At 64.2% G+C, this 17,510-nt stretch carries 19 protein-coding genes and 1 pseudogene; 8 read left to right on the top strand and 12 right to left on the bottom strand.

Translation table 11 applies throughout. The annotated features are described in order from the left end of the window. Positions 1 to 11 precede the first annotated feature (11 nt). Positions 12 to 647: an HD domain-containing protein gene (locus G6N27_RS11550; protein WP_163776452.1), complete on the top strand. Its 636-nt coding sequence runs from the start codon at positions 12 to 14 to the stop codon at positions 645 to 647. Here G6N27_RS11550 and G6N27_RS11545 read toward each other — a convergent pair whose 3' ends face one another. From G6N27_RS11545 to ku (G6N27_RS11535), 3 genes and pseudogenes are all read right to left on the bottom strand, one after another. Further along, positions 648 to 1,067, bottom strand: a complete 420-nt coding sequence (locus G6N27_RS11545; RefSeq protein ID WP_163776451.1) for a hypothetical protein — start codon at positions 1,065 to 1,067, stop codon at positions 648 to 650. Between the two features lie 38 nt (positions 1,068 to 1,105). Further along, positions 1,106 to 1,570: a hypothetical protein gene (locus tag G6N27_RS11540; protein ID WP_163776450.1), complete on the bottom strand. Its 465-nt coding sequence runs from the start codon at positions 1,568 to 1,570 to the stop codon at positions 1,106 to 1,108. Next, positions 1,543 to 2,166 (bottom strand): annotated as a pseudogene (ku, locus tag G6N27_RS11535) (non-homologous end joining protein Ku); the annotation flags it as partial. The gene G6N27_RS11540 and the pseudogene ku (G6N27_RS11535), both read right to left, overlap by 28 nt. Before the next feature lie 84 nt (positions 2,167 to 2,250). Here ku (G6N27_RS11535) and G6N27_RS25685 point away from each other — a divergent pair. Further along, entirely contained in the window at positions 2,251 to 2,436 is a 186-nt protein-coding gene (locus G6N27_RS25685; RefSeq protein WP_163781679.1) for a DUF222 domain-containing protein, read from the top strand. A 6-nt stretch (positions 2,437 to 2,442) separates the two neighbouring features. On the opposite strand, the gene G6N27_RS11525 is transcribed toward G6N27_RS25685, so the two are convergent. Next, positions 2,443 to 2,691 carry a hypothetical protein gene (locus G6N27_RS11525; RefSeq protein ID WP_163776449.1) on the bottom strand — a complete coding sequence of 83 codons (249 nt, stop codon included), beginning with the start codon at positions 2,689 to 2,691 and terminating at the stop codon, positions 2,443 to 2,445. Positions 2,692 to 2,846: 155 nt separating this feature from the next. On the opposite strand from G6N27_RS11525, the gene G6N27_RS11520 reads away from it, so the two are divergent. After that, positions 2,847 to 3,230, top strand: coding sequence for a hypothetical protein (locus tag G6N27_RS11520; RefSeq protein ID WP_163776448.1), 384 nt, complete (start codon positions 2,847 to 2,849; stop codon positions 3,228 to 3,230). 14 nt (positions 3,231 to 3,244) lie between these two features. On the opposite strand, the gene ku (G6N27_RS11515) is transcribed toward G6N27_RS11520, so the two are convergent. The 5 genes from ku (G6N27_RS11515) to G6N27_RS11495 all read right to left on the bottom strand — a co-directional run bounded on the left by ku (G6N27_RS11515) (position 3,245) and on the right by G6N27_RS11495 (position 9,023). Continuing rightward, positions 3,245 to 4,180 (bottom strand): non-homologous end joining protein Ku, encoded by a 936-nt coding sequence (gene ku / locus G6N27_RS11515; RefSeq protein WP_163776447.1) that lies wholly within the window; start codon positions 4,178 to 4,180, stop codon positions 3,245 to 3,247. Between the two features lie 37 nt (positions 4,181 to 4,217). Continuing rightward, entirely contained in the window at positions 4,218 to 5,129 is a 912-nt protein-coding gene (locus G6N27_RS11510; RefSeq protein ID WP_163776446.1) for a carbohydrate kinase family protein, read from the bottom strand. Continuing rightward, positions 5,126 to 6,523, bottom strand: coding sequence for a mannitol dehydrogenase family protein (locus G6N27_RS11505; protein WP_456320144.1), 1,398 nt, complete (start codon positions 6,521 to 6,523; stop codon positions 5,126 to 5,128). Before G6N27_RS11505 ends, G6N27_RS11510 begins: the two co-directional genes overlap by 4 nt. A 128-nt stretch (positions 6,524 to 6,651) precedes the next feature. After that, positions 6,652 to 7,512 (bottom strand): HAD family hydrolase, encoded by an 861-nt coding sequence (locus G6N27_RS11500; protein WP_163776445.1) that lies wholly within the window; start codon positions 7,510 to 7,512, stop codon positions 6,652 to 6,654. After that, positions 7,512 to 9,023 carry a mannitol dehydrogenase family protein gene (locus G6N27_RS11495; RefSeq protein ID WP_163776444.1) on the bottom strand — a complete coding sequence of 504 codons (1,512 nt, stop codon included), beginning with the start codon at positions 9,021 to 9,023 and terminating at the stop codon, positions 7,512 to 7,514. The genes G6N27_RS11500 and G6N27_RS11495 overlap by 1 nt, the downstream gene beginning before the upstream one ends. Positions 9,024 to 9,149: 126 nt before the next feature. Between G6N27_RS11495 and G6N27_RS11490 the strand changes: the two genes are divergently transcribed. After that, entirely contained in the window at positions 9,150 to 11,414 is a 2,265-nt protein-coding gene (locus tag G6N27_RS11490) for an ATP-dependent DNA ligase (protein WP_163776443.1), read from the top strand. Between the two features lie 6 nt (positions 11,415 to 11,420). On the opposite strand, the gene G6N27_RS11485 is transcribed toward G6N27_RS11490, so the two are convergent. The 3 genes from G6N27_RS11485 to G6N27_RS11475 form a co-directional block, all read right to left on the bottom strand. Continuing rightward, the gene (locus tag G6N27_RS11485; protein ID WP_163776442.1) at positions 11,421 to 12,086 is read right to left on the bottom strand and encodes a TetR/AcrR family transcriptional regulator; all 666 of its coding nucleotides are present in this window, start codon (positions 12,084 to 12,086) and stop codon (positions 11,421 to 11,423) included. A 10-nt stretch (positions 12,087 to 12,096) separates the two neighbouring features. Then, positions 12,097 to 13,194 (bottom strand): dihydrodipicolinate reductase, encoded by a 1,098-nt coding sequence (locus tag G6N27_RS11480; RefSeq protein ID WP_232064964.1) that lies wholly within the window; start codon positions 13,192 to 13,194, stop codon positions 12,097 to 12,099. Positions 13,195 to 13,290: 96 nt separating this feature from the next. After that, positions 13,291 to 14,166 (bottom strand): IclR family transcriptional regulator, encoded by an 876-nt coding sequence (locus G6N27_RS11475; RefSeq protein WP_163776441.1) that lies wholly within the window; start codon positions 14,164 to 14,166, stop codon positions 13,291 to 13,293. 98 nt (positions 14,167 to 14,264) lie between these two features. On the opposite strand from G6N27_RS11475, the gene G6N27_RS11470 reads away from it, so the two are divergent. Genes G6N27_RS11470 through G6N27_RS11455 form a run of 4 tightly spaced genes read left to right on the top strand, consistent with a single transcriptional unit; the run spans position 14,265 to position 17,510 of the window. Beyond that, positions 14,265 to 15,317: a zinc-binding dehydrogenase gene (locus G6N27_RS11470; RefSeq protein ID WP_163776440.1), complete on the top strand. Its 1,053-nt coding sequence runs from the start codon at positions 14,265 to 14,267 to the stop codon at positions 15,315 to 15,317. Continuing rightward, entirely contained in the window at positions 15,314 to 15,712 is a 399-nt protein-coding gene (locus G6N27_RS11465) for a nuclear transport factor 2 family protein (protein WP_163776439.1), read from the top strand. The genes G6N27_RS11470 and G6N27_RS11465 overlap by 4 nt, the downstream gene beginning before the upstream one ends. Beyond that, positions 15,709 to 16,545 carry an SDR family NAD(P)-dependent oxidoreductase gene (locus tag G6N27_RS11460; protein ID WP_163776438.1) on the top strand — a complete coding sequence of 279 codons (837 nt, stop codon included), beginning with the start codon at positions 15,709 to 15,711 and terminating at the stop codon, positions 16,543 to 16,545. Before G6N27_RS11465 ends, G6N27_RS11460 begins: the two co-directional genes overlap by 4 nt. An 8-nt stretch (positions 16,546 to 16,553) precedes the next feature. Next, complete coding sequence (locus tag G6N27_RS11455; protein ID WP_163776437.1) at positions 16,554 to 17,510, top strand: LLM class flavin-dependent oxidoreductase; 957 nt, start codon at positions 16,554 to 16,556, stop codon at positions 17,508 to 17,510.

Raw genomic sequence — 17,510 nt, 5'->3', positions numbered from 1 at the left:
TCCGAAAGACTATGGCGGACTTGATCGATGCGTGGCGCGCGCTGTTTGCACGGCTCACCCCCGCAACGGACGTCACAGATGTGGGCCAATCCCTCATAAGCGACTGGAGTCAGCCGCACCGGAAGTACCACAACGTCCACCATTTGCGCGATGTGCTCGCCAACGTCGACGAGCTTGCCGAGAATGCCGCGGACGCAGACCTCGTTCGGTTGGCTGCGTGGTATCACGACGCTGTCTACAACGGTCGGCACGACGATGAAGAGGAGAGCGCGAGGCGTGCCGAGAGTGAGCTAAGCGCGCTAGGGCTGGAATCGACGTCGGTCTGCGAGGTCGTGCGCTTGATTCGGCTGACCGCGGGCCACAACCCAGGCGACGGCGACCGCAACGGAGAAACGCTCTGTGATAGCGACCTGGCGATCCTCGGGGCGACTCCCGAGCGATACCGTGCGTATACGAAAGCAGTCCGCTCCGAGTACGCGCATGTCACCGATGTCGAATTCCGTCGGGGCCGTGCGGCCATCTTAGAAGCTCTGCTCGCCGCACCCACGCTCTTTCGCACACCGCTTGGTGAGCTGCGCTGGGAGGTCGCAGCTCGGAGCAATCTGGCCAGCGAACTTCGCAGCCTAAGGTCCGAGCGAAGCGAGTAGCTAGTATTCGTAGAGCGATTGTCTCCAACGGTCGAGCAGAATGCTCTGACGCTCGTCCGAATGCTTAATGTTCATTGCCCACAGGCCGAAATCGTAGTCTTCAAGCTCGGCGCCGTAGGTATCCCATTCGTCTTGGATATTGGGGACTTCGTAGTTGACCCGGTGCTCGTAATTGTCATGCCGCAGCCAGAAAGATGCCTGGCCTGAGTCGTATCGCTTCCACTCCAGTTCCGCGGAGCGGAGATCGAATTCCGCGTCGTTCTCGAAGCCAATCTCTATTTCGCCGACGCCACTTGCGTGGATGATGAGTCTATCGTTGCCGAGCGTTCCATAGATGCCCGATCGTGGAATTTCGGAGATCTCACCGTCGGGGCGATAGATATTAACGATCGTGTGCGCCGACGTATCATAATCTGCCATCTCGTACCACTTGTCATGCGACAGAAGACGTATTACGTTCATTTTTTCGTTCCCAAACCGAGGTCATCGCCACCGGGTCGCTTCGCACCTTCGATGATCTGTGCGTATGTCTTACCTTGATCCCTAAGTTGCTGGAAAGACGGGCCGAGGGGATCACCGTACTTCTCGATATTCCGAGCAAATATGATATGTCTCAGCTCCTTCGGCGTGCGCTCTTTGTACTCTTCGCCAAGCCTGCGTCGCAGAGCGTTCATCTCTCGCGCAATTTGCTCTTCCGACGCGCCTTCGGCGCGAAGCCGTTCCTCTAAAGCTGGCAACAGCGTTCTGACATCTTTGATGTAGTGCTGTCGCAGCGGAGGCAGATGAGCAGTATCCGGCTCACCGGTGGGTTCGTCAAAGTTCCTCGCTATTTTCCTCACCAGCCCTTCCCGGACGATGGTGCTGCCACCAGCGGCTTCCGCAGCGTAAGCCGCGATCAGCTGGATTCGTGCGCTTTCCCCCAATTTTTAATCGGGGTCGAGTCAGGACTTCGCCGCTGCCCCGCTGTCGCTGGAGCGTGCTTCACGCTGGCCTCCAATTTGGCCAACAGGTCCGAGACGTCTTCGGTCTCATCCAGTTCTTTCGGCTGCTCCTCGGATGTAAACGCCTCTCCGCCTTCGAGTTTAGCTTCCACCAATTCCCGCAGCTGGTCTTGGTAGTCGTCGTGGTCGCGATCGGGGTTGAAGTCGTCGGCCATCGAGTCGACGACCTGGCCGGCCATCTTGAGCTCCGCCGGTTTGACGTCGACCTTCTTGTCCGGCAACGGAAAGTCGGGATCGCGGATCTCGTCGGGCCACAGCAGCGTGTGGATCACCATGACGTCGCGCTTGCTGAAGTCCTTGACCCGCAACGCCGCAAGCCGGGTCTTGTTGCGCAGCGCGAAATGCACGATGGCCACCCGATCGGTGTCGGCTAGCGTCTTGGCCAGCAGCACATAGGATTTGGTGGACCTGACATCAGGTTCGAGAAAGTAGCTGCGGTCGTACAGCAATGGGTCGAGTTCGGCGGCCGGGACGAATTCCAGGACTTCGATCTCACGGCTGCGCTCTTCGGGCAGCGTCGTCGGAGGCATTGCTCGAACGGGCCTGCGCCGCATACCGAACGGAAACGCAGGCCACCGCGCGGCGCCTCGTCGTGATCGGCGATTTCATACCGCTGCGGGAACGTCAAGCATAGTGACCGGCGGAGTGGGTCGGCGATTGCCGCCGAACTGCCAGCGGCGCTTCGGGTCAGTCGCGCTCTGGCATCGAGCTACCCGCGCGACGCCGCGGTGCTGCGGGATCGTCTACCCAAGCCCGGTTTGGCCGACCCGCCGGCGCACATCGACTGAGCGGTCCTAGCCCCAGCTTCCCGGGGTGCCCTGGGGTACCTGTTGGCCCAGCCAGTTGCAGGGCATCATGGTCCGCCAGGCGGTGAACGCGCACTGCTGCTCAGGTGTCAGTGGACTCGGACCGGCGCACGGTGGGCCTGCGGGCCCACCGCATATCGGGTCGGCGACCGCCGCCGGCGCTGCGCTGCTCAGATTGAATGATGCGGCGGACACCGCGATCGCGAATACAGCCAGCGCTGTTCGGATGTGAATCATGTCGAGCACTTCTGAGAAGGCGGCCCCCCGGTTTGGCCACGCTGCGCTAAACGATAGTCGCGGACCCCTGTTGACGCAGGTGAACTGGTGCGAATTGCGTTCTTAGGGCCGATCGGCTCTACCTTGCGGGTTATGTTTCTGCCAACGTCTGGACTATGACCGAAGCTTCTGAACCTGCGGCTGCGCCGACGACTGCTAAATCCTGGAAAGACGACGGACCCGGCGCGGGAGGCCGCCTCTACCAAGCGGCGGCGTGGGTTGTCATCGTCGCCGGCATCGTATTTGTCGCCGCGATCATCTTCTTTTCGGGACTGAGATTCGGATCGTTCTCAGATTTCCACGGTGGCTGGCACCGGGGTGGCGGCGACGGCCGCAACGGCACCTGCCCGATGATGGAGTCCGGCGACATGATGGGGCCCGGGGGAATGATGCAAATGCCCGGAATGATGCAACAGGGCAAAATGATGGGACCTGAGGGAATGATGGGTCCTCGGCAGCCGACCCAGACACCGCCACCTGGCCAGCAACCCAGCGGGTAGCCGGCGCAAGCCGGTTAGGACTTGGACGCTGCCTTGGCCGGTGCCTTCTTGGCGGCGGTCTTTTTCGCCGGTGACTTTTTCGCAGCCGCGTTTTTCGCGGGAGTCTTCTTGGCGGGTGCCTTTGCGGCACTTGACTTTTTGGCCGGTTCCTTGCCGTCGCTGGAGCGCGCTTTCACGCTGGCCTCCAACTTGGCCAACAGATCCGAGACATCTTCGGTCTCATCCAGTTCTTTCGGCTGCTCCTCGGAGGTAAACGCCTCTCCGCCTTCGAGTTTGGCCTCGACCAATTCCCGGAGCTGGTCCTGGTAGTCGTCGTGGTAGCGGTCCGGATTGAAGTCGTCGGCCATCGAGTCGACCACCTGTCCGGCCATCTTGAGCTCCGCCGGTTTGACGTCGACCTTCTTATCCAGCACCGGAAAGTCGGGATCGCGGATCTCGTCGGGCCACAGCAGCGTGTGGATCACCATGACGTCGCGCTTGCTGAAGTCCTTCACCCGCAACGCCGCAAGCCGGGTCTTATTGCGTAACGCAAAATGCACGATGGCCACCCGATCGGTGTCGGCCAGCGTCTTGGCAAGCAGCACATAGGATTTGGTGGACTTTCCATCCGGCTCGAGAAAGTAGCTGCGGTCGTACAGCAGCGGGTCGAGTTCGGCGGCCGGTACGAATTCCAGCACCTCGATCTCACGGCTGCGCTCCTCGGGCAGCGTCGCGATGTCGTCGTCGGTGATGATCACTGACTGGCCGTCGTCGGAATCGTAGGCGCGGGCAATGTCGCGGTACTCGACGACTTCACCGCACACTTCGCAAACCCGCTTGTACCGGATGCGGCCGTTGTCCTTGGCGTGTACCTGGTGAAACTTGATGTCGTGGTCTTCGGTGGCGCTGTACACCTTGACCGGGACGTTGACCAGCCCGAAAGAGATCGAGCCCTTCCAGATGGAACGCATAAAGCCAGTATGCCCATACAGCTAGCCGGATATGCGCCTAACGGCGCTGCGACGCGGCGGCCAATGCGGCCCGATCCGGCAGGTCAGCGCCCGCTCGGCCGACGGTGAGCGCCGCCGTGGCGCTACCCGCCTCGAGTATCGCCGTCAGCGCGTCGATGCCGATCCCGGCGAGCTCGGCACGCCGCCCGGCGCCCAGCAGGCCGAGGCCCCACAGTGCGTCGAGCAGACCGACCATGAACGAATCGCCGGCTCCGACGGTGTCGACCACGCGAACCGCGCGAGTGGGCACGCCTGCCTCGCCGGCAGCGCAGACCGCCATCGCGCCCTGGTCGGCCAGCGTCACCACCACCAACGCGGGACCCAGCGCCAGCCAGGCGCGCGCAAGTTGCTCGGGCGATCGGTCGGGGTCGAGCCAGTGCAGATCTTCCTCGCTGACTTTCACGATGTCGCTGCGCTCGACCAGATGCTCGATGCGTTGCCTTGCCAGTTGCCCGTCGGCAATCAGCGACGGCCGCACGTTGGGGTCGAAACTCACCGTGGCCGAAAGGTGATAGGCATCGACGAGCGCCGCGACCGCCAGACATCCCGGCTCTTGCACTGCCGCAATCGATCCGGTGTGAACGAGCAGTGGCGGCGCCACCGGCGGTGTCCCGGACAGCTGCCAGTCCAGATCGAACTCGTATACAGCCGAACCGTTCTCGGCAACGGTTGCCCGAGCGGTAGACGTCCGCTCGGCGGTCTGGCTCCCCGAAACAAGTTGCACGCCTGCCGCGTTCGCGTAGTCGGCAATGCGCCGGCCATAAGCGTCGTCGCCGATGCGGGTCAGGAAGTCGACGTCGCGGCCCAGCCGGCCCAGTCCGACGGCGACGTTCAGCGGACTGCCGCCGACGTGCTCGTCGTCGCCGACGATGTCGATCAGGGCTTCGCCGATCACCAGCCCGCGAGTCATTGCACTAATTCCTCCAAGGTCGCGCGAGCCCCTTTGTTGTGCAGGGAATCCAGCGCCGCGCTGTAGGCCTGGACGAAGCGCGGCTGGTGAGCCAGATCGCCGAACACTGAACCGATTTCGATGAATGCGCAGGGATTCTCATACTGCGAGCGGGCGATCGGGATCAGCGAGTCCGCGAGCTGGTCCACCACCTCGTACGGCTCGCCCCATTCGTCGGTGCCCTCGGCATAGCGGGCCCAACTCGCCACCACCGCCGCCGCGAACTTGACAGACCCGTCGTTGGCCAGGTTGTCGCTGATCACCGGGATCAGCCATTTGGGGATGCGATCCGACGAGAAGGCACACAACCGCGCCACGGTGTCGCGCACGCCGGGGTTGGAGAACCGCTCGATCAGAGTGCGGCTGAACTCGTGCAGGTCGATCCCGGGCACCGGCGGCAGCGTCGGGATGGCCTCGGATTCGAAATAGCCAAGCAGGAATTCGGCGAACACGCGATCACTGGCCGCCTCGTGGACGAACTGGAACCCGCACAGATGCGCGAAGTAGGCCAGGCACTGGTGGCCCGCATTCAGCAGTCGCAGCTTCATCAGCTCGTACGGGGCGACATCGTCGACCAGCAGCACGCCCGCCTGCTCCAGCGGTGGCCTGCCAGCGGCGAACTTGTCTTCGAGCACCCAGGCCGTGAACGGCTCGGCCACCACCGGCCACCGGTCGTTGACACCGAAGTCGCGCCGGACTTCTTTGGCCATCTCCAGCGTGGTGGCCGGAGTGATCCGGTCGACCATCGAATTCGGGAACTCGACGTGCTCGCCCACCCACTCCGCCAGTTCGGGATCGCGGCCTTCGGCGTTCGCGAGCACGGCCCGTCCGGCGATCTCGCCGTTGTTCTCGATGTTGTCGCACGACACGATCGTCGGTGCCGCGATCCCGCGGCGACGACGCCGGTCCAGCGCCTCGACGATCAATGCGAACGCCGGACCGTCCGCGTCACGGTAACCACCCTCGGTGATCGTCAGCGAGATGATCCGGGTGGACGGCGCGGCCAGCACCTCCAGCGCGGACTCCGGGTCGTCGGGAGCGTAGCGGTAGTCGATGATCGAGCCGATCACCTGCGCGTCCCGGCCGCCGTCCGGTTTCTCCAGAATCAGCGTGTAGAGCCCATCCTGATCTGTCAGGACGTCGCGCATCGTCCAGTCAGCCGGCATCACGCCGACCCCGCAGATGCCCCATTCCCGCGCCAGGCCGGCCTGCAACAGCCGGTCGATGTACATCGCCTGATGTGCGCGGTGGAAGTGACCGGCGCCGATATGCGCGATGCCGACAGTGACAGTGCTGCGATCGTAATTCGGAGCCTCGATCGGCAGCTTGGCGAGCGTTAGGTTGTTCAGATCTATGGCGTCAACCACGATTGCCCATCTCCTCTCAGGGCCGCGGCCTGTCTCGACACCAGGGTCGCGGCACCATCTTCGACGGTACGGCGGTTACGGCCGAGGCGTGGCCTGCGGCAGTGGCTGGCCGACGCCTAAGTGAGAGAGGAACCGGCAGCCGTCACCGCTGACAACAACAGGACGTCGGCGAGCGCACGCCACGAGTCGGTGATCGCGACCGCGCCCGCGTCGATCAATTCCGCACGGCGGCTTGCTTGTTCGTCCGCCGGGACGAACATGACGTTGCCGACGGCGAGGTAGCCGGCCGCGACCGCCGAGGTGACACCCGGCACCGAATCTTCGACGGCCAGACCCTGATGGGCTTCGACGTTCATCACCCGGCCGGTGTGAAGGTAAACGGCGGGGTCGGGCTTGCTGGTCGGCACCGGGAGAGAGTCCTCCGCGCTGAACCGCAATGCCTCCGGGATGAGCGGATCGAGGCCCGTCGCGGCGAACGACGCGTTCAGCCGTGCGCTGGCGCTGGAGCTGACCGCGGTCAGCAGATACCGCGACGCGAGGTCTCGCAGCGGCTCGAGCACCTGTGGATCCGGCTGGAGCGTAACGGCCAGATGAGCGGTGACCTGCTCGCGCTCCTGCTGCACCCACTGCTCGAGCTCGTCGGCGGTCAGCGCCCGACCCGCGGCCAGGTCGCTTTCGGACGCGACCCGTGCGTCGGCACGTCCCTCGGCCAGGACTTTCTCGAACGGCACACCGGCCAGCGCGGCCAGATCCGTCGCGGTGCTGCGAAAGTTCTTGCCGACAGCTTTCTTTCGCAACTCGTCACCGCTGAGCGGCGCGGTCACGCCGAACCTGGCCAGGAACCGACTGGTCACATCGGCCGAGGCGTCGAATGCCGGTCCCTCCGACGGGAACAGGTTGTCATCCGCGTCGCACAACAACGTGGTGATCGGTGCGGGATCGAAATCGCGCACGAACGTCAGTCCTTGCGTGTTCATCACGACACCAGCTCCCGTATGTCGTCGTCCAGCGCCCGGCGCAGCGTCGTGATCACGCCGTACTCGTCGATATCGGCGACCAGCTCGCTGAAGCGTTCGGTGAAGCCCGGAATCGCCCGCAGCTCGGCGAACATGTCGTGACGCAGCACCGCGTCGGCGTTGTCCATGTTGGCCAACTTAGTGAGTAATTCCGATTCGGGGTCGTCGATCTGGTAGCTGCGGCCCTGGAGGTCATAACCCCGCAGGTAGCGGGCCCAGCCGGCAATCGCCAGCATCAGCAGGTTGTGCGGCCGGTCCGCAGCGATCGCCTCGTGCAGCGACGGCAGGATGAACGACGAGATCTTCGACGATCCACGGCGGGCCAACCTAGACAATTGGTCGCTCATCTGCGGGTTGCTGAGTCGGCTCAACAGCGTGTTCCGGTACTCGGCGTTGTTCATGCCGGGCACCGGCGGCAGCAGCGGCTGAATCTCGTCGGCCATCAGCTGCTCGATGTAGTCGAAGAACACCTGATCGCGCATGGCTTCGTCGGTGCGCTGGAAGCCGGCGACCGTGCCCAGGCACGCCATCGCGACGTGGGTCCCGTTGAGCAGCCGGGTCTTGACCGTCTTGTGGTCACTGACATCGGTGACGAACTCCGCGCCGACCTCGTCCAGCGGCGGACGGCCGTTGCTGAAGCTGTCCTCGATGATCCACTGCGAGTGCGGCTCGGTGACGACCGGCCACTTGTCGGCGATGCCGAAGGTGCGTTCCACGAACTCGCGCTCGGACTTCGAGGTCCGCGGCGTGATGCGGTCGACCATGGTCGCCGGGAACGCGACATTGGCGTCGATCCAGCTGGCCAGACCGGGATCCTTCAGCGCGGCGAAGGACACCAGCGCGATGCGGGCCGCCGGGGTGTTGTCCGGAAGGTTGTCGCAGCAGAGCACGGTGAATGGCGCGACGCCGGCGCGGCGGCGGTGATCGAGCGCCTCGACCAGGTACGGCCACGCGGTCGCGTAGGTGTCGGTCGCGAGGAGGTCGGCACGCACGTCGGGGTGGTCGGCATCGAACTCGTGGGTGACCGGGTCCAGGAAATACCCGTTGCTGGTGATCGTCAGGCTCACGATCCGGGTCTGCGGATCGGCCAGGGCGGCACGGACCGCCATGCCGTCGTTGGGGGCGTAGTGGATCGAGCCGATCGAGCCCACCACGCGCGCGGTCGGGTCGTTGTGGCCACGCTCGACGACGGTGTACAGCCCGTCCTGAGTCGACAGCAGATCGCGGGCGTCGGGGGAGTGCAGGCTGACGCCGGTGACACCCCAGTCCGTGGAGATGCCCGAGCAGGCGAGGTCGTCGAAGTAGACGGCCTGGTGTGCACGGTGGAAGTTGCCCGCGCCGATGTGCACGACGCCGCGCTGCAACGTCGTGCGGTCGTAAGTCGGCACGTCGATACGCCGAGAGTGGAGTCGAAGGGTTGCATCACTGAGTGGGACGCCATTATTTGGACGCCAGGGGATCACGTTGCGCATGCGCTGGCGCATGCCCGGTGCGCGGGCGCCTAAACGCTCAGTGCCCTTTCTCACAATCGTTAACGGGCAGGACATAATTCGTGGTCAGAGGCCATAATTGGCGCTCAGGCGCGTACTTTGGCTGGTATGGCGCGGGTGAAACTTACGAACGCCGACAAGGTGCTGTACCCCGCGACGGGAACCACCAAGTCCGACATCTTCGACTACTACACCGGCATCGCGGAATTCATGGTGCCGCACATCGCCGGTCGCGCGGCCACCCGAAAGCGTTGGCCTAACGGCGTTAACCAATCGTCCTTCTTCGAAAAGCAGCTGGCCGCTTCGGCTCCCGACTGGTTGCCCCGCGCAAGTGTTGTGCACAAATCGGGCACAACCACGTATCCGATCATCGACAGCGCCGACGGGCTGGCGTGGATCGCTCAGCAGGCCGCACTCGAAGTGCACGTGCCGCAATGGCGTTTCGTGGCCGAGTGGACCCGAAAGGGTGAAGAAATCAAGCCCGGTCCGGCCACCCGTCTGGTCTTCGACCTCGACCCCGGCGAAGGTGTGACGATGGCGCAGCTCGCCAAAGTAGCCCGCGCAGTGCGTGATTTGATCGCCGACATCGGCCTGACCACCTTCCCGCTGACCAGCGGCAGCAAGGGTATGCATCTCTACTGCCCGCTGGACAAGCCGGTGAGCAGCCGGGGAGCGGTGGTGTTGGCCAAACGTGTTGCTCAGCAACTGGAAACGACGATGCCCAAGCTGGTGACTGCCACCATGACCAAGAGCCTGCGGGCGGGCAAGGTGTTCGTGGACTGGAGTCAGAACAGCGGCTCCAAGACCACCGTCGCGCCGTATTCCCTTCGTGGACGTGAACATCCGACCGTTGCCGCACCACGAAGCTGGGAGGAGCTCGACGACACGAAGCTCCGACAGTTGCGTTACGACGAGGTGTTGAAACGGGTCCAGCGTGATGGTGACCTGCTCGCGCCGCTCGACGCCGACGTACGCATCCCCGACCGGTTGACCAAGTACCGCAGCATGCGCGACGCGTCGAAAACACCTGAACCGGTGCCGAGCACCAAACCGGCTGCCGGCCAGGGCAATTCTTTCGTGATCCAGGAACACCACGCCCGCCGGCTGCACTACGACTTCCGCCTCGAACGCGACGGCGTCCTGGTGTCCTGGGCGATTCCGAAGAATCTGCCGGAGACCACCGCCGTCAACCATCTGGCGGTGCACACCGAGGACCATCCGTTGGAGTACGGCAACTTCGAGGGCACGATCCCGAAAGGGGAGTACGGCGGAGGCAAGGTGGTGATCTGGGATTCCGGCACCTATGACACCGAGAAGTTTCGCGACTCAGGCGAAAAGGGCGAAGTCATCGTCACGCTGCACGGCCGGCGAATACGGGGTCGCTACGCGCTGATTCAGACCAACGGCGACCAGTGGTTGGCCCATCGGATGAAAGACCAGCACGTCTTCGAGTTCGACGAGTTGGCCCCGATGCTGACCACCCACGGCTCGGTTGCGAAACTCACCGCGTCGCAATGGGCATTCGAAGCCAAGTGGGACGGCTACCGGCTGCTGGTCGACGCCGACCACGGCGAAATTCGGCTGCGATCACGCAGTGGACGTGACATCACCAAGGAGTTCCCCCAACTACGTTCCGTGGCCGACGATCTCACCGAACACCACGCCGTGCTGGACGGCGAGGTCGTCGCCCTCGACGCGTCCGGTGTGCCGAGCTTCTCGGAGATGCAGAACCGGGCACGGGCCACCCGGATCGAGTTCTGGGCGTTCGACCTGCTCTATCTGGACGGTCGGTCGCTGTTGCGGGCCCGTTATCGCGACCGCCGGCAACTGTTGGAGACGCTGGCCACGGGCGCGAAGGGCCTCATCGTCCCGGACTTGCTGTCCGGTGACGGAGCGCAAGCGCTGGAGTACTCGCGAAAACACCAGTGGGAGGGCGTGATCGCCAAGAAGCGGGACTCGACCTATCAGCCGGGCCGTCGCTCGGCGTCGTGGATCAAGGACAAATACTGGAACACCCAGGAGGTCGTCATCGGCGGCTGGCGCGCCGGTGCGGGCGGGCGCAGCAGCGGGATCGGCTCACTGTTGATGGGCATTCCCGGCGCCGACGGGCTGCGCTTCGTCGGGCGGGTCGGTACCGGGTTCACCGAGCGCGACCTGGCGAATTTGAAGAAGACACTGAAGCCGCTGCACACCAACGAATCTCCCTTCGATGCAAGGCTTTCCACCCAGGACGCGAAAGGTGTGACATTCGTGCAGCCGACACTGGTCGGCGAGGTCCGCTACAGCGAATGGACGTCGGATGGTCGGCTGCGTCAGCCCAGCTGGCGTGGGCTGCGGCCCGACAAGGAACCTGGCGAGGTGGTCAGGGAATAGCCGAGTCTAAGCGCGACGCCGGGCGAGCAAGGACGTCAAAAGGAGTTCGAACGCTCGATCGTCCAGCGGTTCCGGGGCGCTGGTGAATTCGCTCTCGTTGCCATGTTCCGTCCGCTGTGCTCCGCTGTGCTTCTGCGTCAACCTGGCGAGAAGAACTGACCCCCGGACGAGTTCCGATACTGCCGAGTACAAGTCAAGAGCCGTCTGCTCGTCGAGACCAGCGCGGACCATGCTGGCAATCGCTTTCTGCGTTTCCTGTTCGCCGAGCCGTCGCGCCATCGGGCTGAGTGCGCCTCGAATAAGGATCAGATCCGTCAGCACCGGATCGCCGAGGAAGGTCCGACGCACGCCGCGCGCATGCGCCATCAACGACTCGCGCCAATCGTCGGACTCGACATAGGCCGGCAACCCGCTGCGGCGCAAAGCGCGGTCGGTCATGACGTCGAGAAGCTCTGACTTATTGCGAACGTGCCAGTAGATGCTGGTTACGCCGACGTCGAGCGATTTGGCGACCAGGGGAATGCTCACCTCCTCGATTGAGGAGTCCGCTGCGATTGCAAAGGCCGCTTCCACGATCGCGTCTTCGGTCAGCGAGCCTCGCGCTCGTCGGACTGATTGTCGCCGCGGCTTCGAAGCCTGCACGCTAACCCCCACCCGCCGTGCGACATTCATCGCGCCATGATCAGCGCCGCGTCTGACGCGTCACGATCGACGGACCGGCCAGCGGCGCGGACACGAGTCCGGGTGGGGCGTCGATGACCGCCGGGATGGCGTTGACCGCGGCCATCGCGGTGGCGACGACCCCGGGGTTGGTGCTGTCGTCGGGCGCGGGGTCCAGACCGAGGGCGAGCGTCATGTTCGGGTTTCCCTCGATGCGGAACACCATGCCGCCCTTGCCGGATTGGGCTGGGCGAGGCCAAGAGTCGGGCCAGGGCGTCGAGGTCACCGCGGCGAAGTACTGAACCGACACGACGGGGCGATCGTGCCGGATCGCGGCGAGCTGCCACCGGTGGCCGCATATCGTGTCCCTCGGGATCACCCCGAGTGCGGTGTCGAGGTCGTCCGGGGCCAAGATCGTCTCCCAGTCCAGCGCCACCCTGTCCACCTCGACGGACAATGTGTCGGCGATGTAGCGCACGACGGGCTCCCAGTCGTTGTTCACCTTGCCGACAGCGATGCGAATCGGGACGTGGCCGTTGGGCTTTCCGAAACCCATCGACTCGTGGAGCACCTCCCAGATCGGATAGGACAGGTCGAGGTCGAGGGCGTACTCGTCCATGCGGTAGGTGTCGATCACACCGGCACCGGCCAGCAGGGCGGTGGGCAGATTGAGGCTGACGAAGCCGGGTTCGCATCCGGTGGCGTAGAAGGTCGAGTTGCCTTCACGTGCGGCGTTTTCGATTGGTTCACGCCACATCGCCGGTGCTGCCTTCGGATACACCATGGGAATGGCGGAGATGGTGACGACGTTGATCCCGGCTTCCAGGTAGCCCACGATGTCGGCGATCACCTCGTCTTCGCGTCGGACGGCGGTCGCACAGTAGGCGATGCAATCGGGTTTGGCGTCCAGGACCGCCGACACATCGTCCGTCGCGGTGATGCCGACATCGGGGCGGCCGCACAACTGACCGGCATCAGTGCCCACCTTCGTCGGCGAGGACACCTTGAGCGCGACGAGGTCCAGTGCGGGGTCGTCGGCGATCCCCCGCAGCGCCACGCTTCCCGTCATGCCGGTGCCGACGTGACCCACACGACGCTTAGCGGAGGGGGACGAAGTCATAGTCGGCGCCTCTCAGGAGGTATCTGCTTTGCCAATACGTCGAATAGAGCTTTACTGTAGAGGCAACTAGTAAGACTTACCAGTGAGCGGTACGGTTCAGTGAGCGGCGGACGAGTTCCGGACGTGGTCGACCTCACGCAGAAGTGGCTTCGCAGCAGCCTGGATCTGTCGAAATGTCATGGCGCGCAGAGGATGTATGGCAAGAACTAGCGCAATGCGATTGTCGGCGTCGAGTATCGGTGCGGAAATCGTCGCGACCGGGTGCGCGCCACGGGTGCTGTCGTCCGGCAGCGGGTCCGCCGACGCGAATTCCACCCGCAACCGGTCGATGACGGAACGCATTGTGTGGGGGATCGCGTCTCCAGACAGCGTGCCAATCGCTTGGGCCGCTTGGCTCAGCGCCGGTGTCATCCAGTCGACGTCGTAGCCGCGCTCGCGGGTGCGGGTCAGCACTGTGCGCAAGCGCTGATGAAGACCCGCATCGTCGGCAGCGCCGCGCCGCATCCAGGCTTCTTGCTCGTCCGCGCTATCCCAAGCCGCGAAAGCGATACCGAATGGCGGTGCGTAAGGGATGCGCTCGTTGGGCTGAACGACAGCGGACAGGTCGGCGGGATTTTCGAACGCGGTGATCACCAGGTCGTCACCCACCCGTTCCAGGACGGATGCAGCCATATCCGTCGTATCGGCGAGTCGCCGGATCGAGGTGCGTGCGAGATGGGCCAGCGGGCGGCCGATGTCGAGGCTGGACGCGACGAGCGTCAGTGCAGGGCCGAGCGTGAATGCTTTGGTCGCCGGATTGCGAGTGATCCAGCCGCGATCGGTGAGCGTCTTGAGGATCGCGTGCGCGGTGCCCTGAGACAGGCTCAGTTCTCGGACGACGTCCGAGAATCGAACCTCGCCTCTGCCGGGGCGACTGAGTAACTCGACAATGTCGAGTACTCGTTCGGTCGGTGCCGAACCGGATCCGCGCACCCTTGACTCCCTTCGATCGGCATCTTACGGTCGATTCAGAATTTAGAGAATCAATTCTCGATTATTAGAGAATAATAACCCGGCGGGGATGTGAGCCCATGCGTGCAGTCGTTTTGCGAGACGGCGAACTGACGGTTCGAGAAACTGCCGATCCGATTGCGGGGCAAGGTGATCTGCTTCTCAAGACCCTAAGCACGGCGATCTGCGCGTCGGACGTGCACTTCATGGACCATCCGGAGCTCGCGATTGACGATCCCACCGGACGGTCGCTGTACGACGTCGACCGCGACATCGTCATGGGCCACGAATTCGTCGGCGAGGTCATCGGCCACGGGCCAGGCTGTAGCGACGCCTTCCCGATCGGAGCGCGAGTGACGTCAATGCCGATCCGGTTGGTCGACGGTGGAGCCGGCGGGTTGCGGATCATCGGCCAGCATCCGGAGGCGCAGGGAAGCTTCGGCGAACTTCTGGTCGTTCCCGAAGCGACGGCGAAGGTCGTGGCGGGCGACGTCTCCAGCGACGCCATCGCCGTCGTCGACTGCTTCGCGGTCGGCGAGTTCTACGTTCGGTCCGCCAATCTGCAACCCGGTGAGGTGCCGATCGTCATCGGGGCGGGAGCCGTTGGCCTCTCCGCCGTCGCCGCCCTATCGAGCCGCGGCATCGAGCCGATCATCGTCTCGGACTTCCAGGCCGACCGGCGTGAGTTGGCGCGCAGCGGATTCGGTGCCCACGTGTTGGTCGATCCCGCCGAAGAGTCGGTGTTCGACGTCTTCCGTAAGGTTCGTGCCGAACACAAGCTGGGAGGTTCGGCTGTGGTGTTGGAATGCGTGGGGGCGCCGGGGCTCATCGACAAGCTCGTGTCCGAAGCGGAGTTCCTGACGCGGATCTATTGCGCCGGAGGCTGGTACACCGGGGACACGCTGAGCATCACGCAGGCAACCCGCAACGGATTGACTCTGCAGTTCGGCGGCGGCCCGATGCCGCAGGACTGGTTCGGCGTCCTCGACGCCGTCGTCGAGGGACGGCTCGACCCGATGCCCAGCGTCGGCAGCGTCATCGGTCTCGACGAGGTGCCCGACGCGATCGAGCGGGCCCGCCGATCCGAGGGGCCACCCCGCGTCGTCGTACACCCGAATGGAGATGTCGCATGACCGACAGAGACGAGATCGTCGAACTCACGGTGCGCTATGCGACCGCCATCGACAGTCGCCAATACTCCTTGTTGACAACGGTCTTCGCCGACGACGGCCACGTGGACTACGGGGAGATCGGTCAGTGGACCGGAGGCGCGGAGGTGGCCGAGTTCATGGAGGCTGCCCACGTCGGGGCAACTCACACCATGCACCGAATGACCAACCAGGCCGTGAATATCAACGGGGACACCGCGACGGTCCGGACCTACGTCGATGCCCTGATCCTGTTCGAGGGCGGAGGTGTCAACCCCATTGGCTACTACGACGATCACGTCGTACGTACCGACGCGGGATGGCGGATCTCACGCCGCACGTACACCTCGGTCCGACTGACAGCGGTACCAGCGCAATGACCGACGACTTCGCAACCAAGTACGGGCCGTGGGCGATCGTCGTCGGCGCTTCCGACGGCTGCGGAGCGCTGTTCGCCGAGCGACTCGCTTCTGAAGGTGTGAGCGTCGTGCTGGTCGCCCGTCGCCAGCATGTGCTCGACGAGGTGGCACAGGGCATTCGCGAGCGCACCGGTGCGCAGACGCGGACGATTGTTGTCGACCTGACCGACGCCGACGCATCGACAACCATCATCGATGCCACCGCGGATCTCGAGGTTGGCATGCTGGTGTACTGCGCGGGCGCCGACCCGAAATACCAACCTTTCCTTAACAATCCGATATCGGCGGCGGAAGTCCTGCTGCAGCGTAATTGTCTGGTGATGATGCGCCTCTGTCATCATTTCGCCGGCCCCATGGTCGAGCGGGGCAGAGGCGGCATCGTGAACTTCACCTCGGGGGCCGCACTGGCCGGTGGCCGCAACATGGTCGCCTACGGCGGCACCAAGGCGTTCGACTTGGTGTTCACCGAGGGACTGTGGGCGGAGTTGCACGACAAGGGCGTGGATGTGCTGAGTCTGGTCCTGGGCTTGACCGACACACCGGCGTTGCGACAGTTGGAGTTCGAGCGCGGGCGCCTTGCATCTGTGGACGAGGCCCCGCAGGGTGCGACCGCTGCCGCGAGCGTGGTGGACGAAGCCTTCGCCAACCTCGGCAACGGTCCGACGATCGCCACGGGTGATGACGTCCGCATGGGCATGGAGCTTTTCAAGTCGATGTCACGCAACGAGGTGGTTCGCCTGCTCATGCAAGTAGGTGCCGAAGTCATGGGTTCGGACGCACGGCCGGGCAGCTGAGCGCCACGATGTTCACTCTTCGATTCGACATGCGAGCGCCCGCGATAGGTGCACCGCCAACCGACTTGTACGCCGCAGCAACTGAGATGTCGGCGTGGGCCGAGACCCGTGGCTGCGTCGCCGCGGTGCTGTGTGAACATCACTGCGCCGACGACGGTTATCTCCCGTCGCCGCTGCTGCTCGGCGCGGCCATCGCCGCACGCACCGAGCAGCTGATGCTGAACCTGGTGATCCTCCTACCGCTCTACGATGTGGCCCGCCTGGCGGAGGACATCGCCGTGCTGGATCACATCAGTGCGGGCCGGGCCACCTACGTCTTCGGGATCGGCTACCGCGCTGAGGAATACGCTCACTTCGGGTTGTCCATGTCCGATCGCGGTCGCCTTGCCGACGAGAAGCTGGGTTTGTTGCGCCGGCTGCTCGCGGGAGAAGAAGTCGAACACGGTGGCCGGCGGATGAAAGTGACTCCGCGCCCACGAACGCCGGAGGGTCCCATGATGAGTTGGGGCGGTGCGAGCCTCGCCGCGGCTCGGCGTGCGGGGCGCAACGGCCTCGGCCTGCTCGCCAACGGTGGGGTACCGGGTATGCAGGAGGAATACGAGAAGGCCTGCCGCGACAATGGTTTCGAGCCTGGCTTCGTGCTCATACCCGACCGAGATACCGCGTCGAACTGTTTCGTCGCCGACGATGTCGGCGCGGCGTGGGACGAGATCGGCGAGTATCTGCTGCACGATGCCATGGCCTACTCGGAGTGGAACCCCGACAATCAGGTGTCGGCCAATATCACCACTGCGAAGACCGTCGACGAACTCCGCCATACGTCGCCGACCCACGTGATCCTGTCGGTCGAGGAGGCAAGACAGCGCCTCGCCCAGGGCGAGATCTTCAACCTCTCACCGCTGTGCGGCGGGATTCCACCCGAAATCGCGTGGCCCTATCTGAAGAGATTCGCCGCACTGAACTAG

This window comes from Mycobacterium cookii (assembly GCF_010727945.1).
In the GTDB taxonomy this organism is placed as follows: Bacteria; Actinomycetota; Actinomycetes; order Mycobacteriales; family Mycobacteriaceae; genus Mycobacterium; species Mycobacterium cookii.
The sequence above is the reverse complement of the archived record's forward strand: the minus strand, read 5'-3'. Positions and strand labels throughout refer to the sequence as shown.